The sequence below is a fragment of the Priestia sp. YIM B13490 genome (assembly GCF_042787735.1).
GTDB classification, from domain to species: Bacteria; Bacillota; Bacilli; order Bacillales; family Bacillaceae_H; genus Priestia; species Priestia megaterium.
The window spans coordinates 1-4,540 of the sequence record NZ_JBHZOT010000009.1 but is presented as its reverse complement, the minus strand read 5'-3'; the positions used below and the strand labels follow the sequence as shown (position 1 = coordinate 4,540).

At 36.6% G+C, this 4,540-nt stretch carries 4 protein-coding genes and 1 tRNA gene; all 5 read right to left on the bottom strand.

Annotation, left to right across the window (positions count from 1 at the left end; genetic code table 11):
- The coding region (locus tag ACFX4R_RS22295; protein WP_377570414.1) for a LysM peptidoglycan-binding domain-containing protein at window positions 1-575 on the bottom strand (575 nt) is incomplete at its 3' end.
- Window positions 576-854: 279 nt separating this feature from the next.
- Window positions 855-2,627, bottom strand: a complete 1,773-nt coding sequence (locus ACFX4R_RS22290) for an extracellular catalytic domain type 1 short-chain-length polyhydroxyalkanoate depolymerase (RefSeq protein ID WP_165575603.1) — start codon at window positions 2,625-2,627, stop codon at window positions 855-857.
- A gap of 248 nt (window positions 2,628-2,875) precedes the next feature.
- Complete coding sequence (locus ACFX4R_RS22285) at window positions 2,876-3,373, bottom strand: GNAT family N-acetyltransferase (RefSeq protein WP_013081583.1); 498 nt, start codon at window positions 3,371-3,373, stop codon at window positions 2,876-2,878.
- Between the two features lie 345 nt (window positions 3,374-3,718).
- Window positions 3,719-4,324 (bottom strand): hypothetical protein, encoded by a 606-nt coding sequence (locus ACFX4R_RS22280; RefSeq protein WP_043982677.1) that lies wholly within the window; start codon window positions 4,322-4,324, stop codon window positions 3,719-3,721.
- Between the two features lie 139 nt (window positions 4,325-4,463).
- Window positions 4,464-4,540 (bottom strand) — tRNA-Met (locus ACFX4R_RS22275).

The following is a 4,540-nucleotide window of genomic DNA, read 5'->3' as shown; positions in this document are numbered from 1 at the left end:
CTGTGCTTTGCTGCTTGAGCTTGCTCTTGTTCTTTTTGTGCCTGCTCTTGTGCTACCTGTGCTTGTGCTGCTTGAGCTTGCTCTTGTTCTTTTTGCGTTTGTTCTTGTGCTGCTTGTTCTTGCTGAGCTTGTGCCGTTTGAGACTGCTGCGCTTGTGGAGCTGCCTTTGCTACTGGCGCACTAGCTGTTTGAGATTGAGCTGCTTGTGCCGTTTTAATTTTAAATTGTTCTCCAGGGAAAACTAAGTCTGATGTTAAACCGTTCCATTCTTTAATTTCTTCTACTGTTACGCCATAATGTTGACCGATTGACCACAAAGTGTCACCACGTTTTACAGTATGTACGATTTCTTTTATGCTAGATAAGTTTAGTGTCTGATTTGGATAAATTAGTGTTGATGTTAAGTTATTAGCATCTTTTAGCTCGTCTACGCTCACATTATGATTTTGAGCGATTTTCCATAAAGTGTCACCTTTTTGTACTTCATACGTTCCGCTTGTAGAGGCAGATGCTGCACCTACAAATCCTGCTGAAAGAATTGCCGTTGTCCCTAGAGTAAATACAAATTTCTTCATTTTCCGAATACCTCCTTATTTACTCAATGACTGAATGATACCACCTGTTCATTTCACTTCCATTACAGGAATATTTTACTTTTATTACGGATTTAATTAATTTTAAACATTTTCTTGTAATATTTCTGACAATTCATTTTTGAATAATGATTAAATTTCATCAAAATCATGTCAAAATTTGAAGAAAACTCTATAAAAAGTTGGAGTTGTATTCGGTGATAAAAGTAACTTATCAGCAAAAAAAACCTTCTAAAAGCAGTTAGCTTTTAGAAGGTTTTTTCACTGATATGAAACAGTTAAAGTTGGAGCATATGCAGGATTGTCGCCCCCATAAATTTCAACTACGTCACTTAAAAAGTCCGCTGGACCTGAGCTTGACAAGCGAAACTGAGTTTTGCCGGTCCTATTCATATATCCCCAAAGCGAGGAAGGAAGTTGAATAGTTGTATATCCATTATTGAGTGAAGGCACTGATATTTGGAAGCCTCCTGAAATAGATGGTGAAGCCTGATAATCTATTTGTTCTAAAGCACTGCTAGTTCCAAATACACCGCTTTTAATATCGCCTTTCAAAGATGAAATATTACCAGTTGAAGATTTGCGATAAATTTTTAAAGATACATCCGTAATGATTGCATCATCAGGTAAAGAACCTGTGTCAAAAGATAAAATGGTTCGGTATGTGTCGGTATTGTACATTCCTTTATCCCCAATTTTATGAATAGAACTACTCATACCGTCAGCTGATAAGTTTCCGATAAATCCATCTTCAGCAGCAAGTGAAGAAAATACTGAAGATTTCTCTGAAGTTCCAGAAATTTGATAAACTTCCGTCTTTACTTCCTCTTGGTTACCCGCTGCGTCTACACTAAAAAACTTTACTGTTTTGCTAGAGTTGATGGTAATAGGCTCAGAGTACTTTAGAGAATTAACAGTTGGTATGCTTCCATCTAATGTATAGTAAGTGGTGGCAGGTTCATTGGTTGATAATGTAACAGAAACAGAACTTCCATACGTTCCTCCCGCTGGTGAAGCAGCTGTAACCGGTGGGGATATATCTCCTGGATTAGGAGCATCACCATTTTTTGGATGGCTTTTAAAAAAGTTCCAGCTTAATTTAGTTGCATTTGGTCCTTTAGGATCTGTATAAGAACCGGATGTACTTCCCCCTGACCAAGCATGTCCCATTCCTTCTATCATGTACTTTTCCATTACTGTTTTTCCTGCTGTATCTTTGTAAATATATTGCGTATAGCTTCTTCCACCAGATACTGTACCTGTTGCAGTTTGATCTGCCGTATCATCAATATCGTTATTATCCAGCCCATCAGACGCTCTATCATTTGTTTGAGCCCATTGCGATAATATTTGATGCGCATTTATAGGCGCAACAGTGTAGTCAGCTGTCCCATGAAACAAAATAACTGGAACCACTCGTTTATGATCTCCCATGGCTGAATAGGCTAAATCTCCTTGTTGGATAGGATTAGGACCTCCACTGCTCATTGCTGTATAAGCACCTGTCACATTAGTCGCTGCTTTATATTCTAAGCCAGCCCCAACGCTGATAGCCGCAAATATGTCTGGATAAGTAGCTCCCATAATAACACTCATAGCTGCTCCAGCAGATAGCCCTCCAACAAAGACTTGGTCGGCATCTATTGAATAACTGCTTTTTATTTGATTGACCATTCCAGCAATTAACGCTGGTTCACCGCTTCCCCTTGATTGATGAGCAGTATCAAACCAGTTCCAACACTTATTTGAATTAGCAGAAGAGGGTTGTTCTGGATAAAGAACAAGAAACTTCTCTGTCTCCGCCAGTTCATTCATTTGTGTTCCTGCTGCAAATTGATCAGGGTCTTGAGTACAGCCATGTAGCATAACTACTAGAGGTAAGGCAGCACCTCCCTGATAACTGCTAGGTACGTACAGTTTGTATGTCCTTCCGTTATATGTTTTAGAGGTAAAACTTCCTGCGGCTGAAGAAGATACAGCACCTAAAGATAAAAAAAGTATAAAAATCATCCCTGCTATAAATAATCGTTTCATCTTCCTGCTTCCTCCTTATATTGATATGGTTATACTTAGCAGCAAACGTACATATCGGTATGGTATGGAAATGAATAAGAGTTACTAGTAAGATGATAGCAAGGTTTTATGTAATAAAATTTATATTAACTGCACGATTTGCCTACGGTTATGAGGACGAATAAAATCATTCATCTCCCAAAAAAGAAAACGCTTACATAAAATTGTAAACGATTGTGCTGATAAATACTATAAAAAAGACATACCTTTTAAAAATAGGCCGGTATGTCTTCTATAGATTGCTTACTTAAGTATTCATATTGTGACTCGCTGCAATTTACCATAGCAATGGATTGAGGATAACGTTGTAAATGAGAAGGGAGCTCCTTAAACCCAAACTGATGATAATATTCAGGAAGAATATCGCTATACAGCATAAAAATAGCGCTGCGCTTCTCTATCTTCATCTTTTTAAAAAAGTCTTCAAGCATATCACGGCCATACCCCATTCGTTGATAAAGCTGGTGTACAACAACAGATCCAATACCGTGCAAAGCAAACTTTAATCGAGGAGTTTGTAAAAGAAGCAAAATAAATGAACCAATAATTTGATCCTCTTCATTTACGTATACATACCGAATTCCATATGTTTCTTCTTTTTGATTATCTCTCACATACTCTTTGTACGTCCTGCCTTTAGGCCATGCGGCATATCCCATTTGATAGACTTCTGCCAATTCTTCAGACTTTATTTTTCTTAATAACATGAACATCCCCTCTTTATTTATAATCCCATACGTCAGCAGACATTTTTTATAAAGTTAAAAATAGTTCCTGTATGTATATATTATACTTCATCCTACGGAAGCTTTCTTGCTCTGAGTCCTATTAACAGCTAATATGTGAGCTACTTTCTCAAAAAACTAGAAAAATTCCTGATAGTTGTTCCTCACCCATAGCAGTCATATAGGTAAAGATACTCTTTATCATTCCATAAAAACATAGAGATGTAAATGTATTTCCAGCTTCATTTAGCATTCATTACGTATTACTCATCAAAAAAAGCATAGAAACTACGCTCTATGCTTTACAGTGAAAGTCATCATCATTTCTTAAGCTTTTTCGTTCTCTACATACTCCACTAGATGAAAGAAAAAACGATATGTAAGAATAAGAACTTCACCTATCGACATTTTTTCATTAAACTCTTTTATAGCATCTAACTCAATATTCACATCCCATAATCCATCTTTATCATTAAATAAAAGCTGGACGCTTGTTGGACTTTCATTAAGTTCTTTAGCAAAAAATTGTTTTAGTAAAGAACCGAATTTTTTTTGCATATGTAGCCCGGTTAATACTTTATATGTGCCAAACACATCATCCACTTCAAAAGAACATCCATCAAGCTTAATAAATTCGAACCATTTTGATTCTACATATAGAAATTCACTTCTGTGTTCTTTCAAGTAAGAAATGGGCGTATCTAAAAACGAAAGAGGAGATTCTTCTGCGATCAGCTCGTCCGTTTCTTTATCTACTCTTTCGATATAAGAATCTTTAAAACGTAAAGATTCCTCTTTTTCTTCTATCATCAGGTTTTGCGGTACCAACTTTTTTTGCAACGCATATTCCTTTTCTTCCTGGTATAGAGATAAAGATTGACCTTGAACGTTCATTTCTTTTTCAATATAAGTTTGAATATTACTTTGTAACATGAAAAAACCTCCTGATTAATCTGCATCACTATCTTATATCATAACCTAAACAAGTGTTTATAAATATAGCCAAACAAAAAATCCTTAGGCTATGCCTAAGGATAATAATGATATATTCAAGTATGTATAAAAGATAATTTGGTTGCGGGGACAGGATTTGAACCTGCGACCTTCGGGTTATGAGCCCGACGAGCTACCGAACTGCTCCACCCCGCG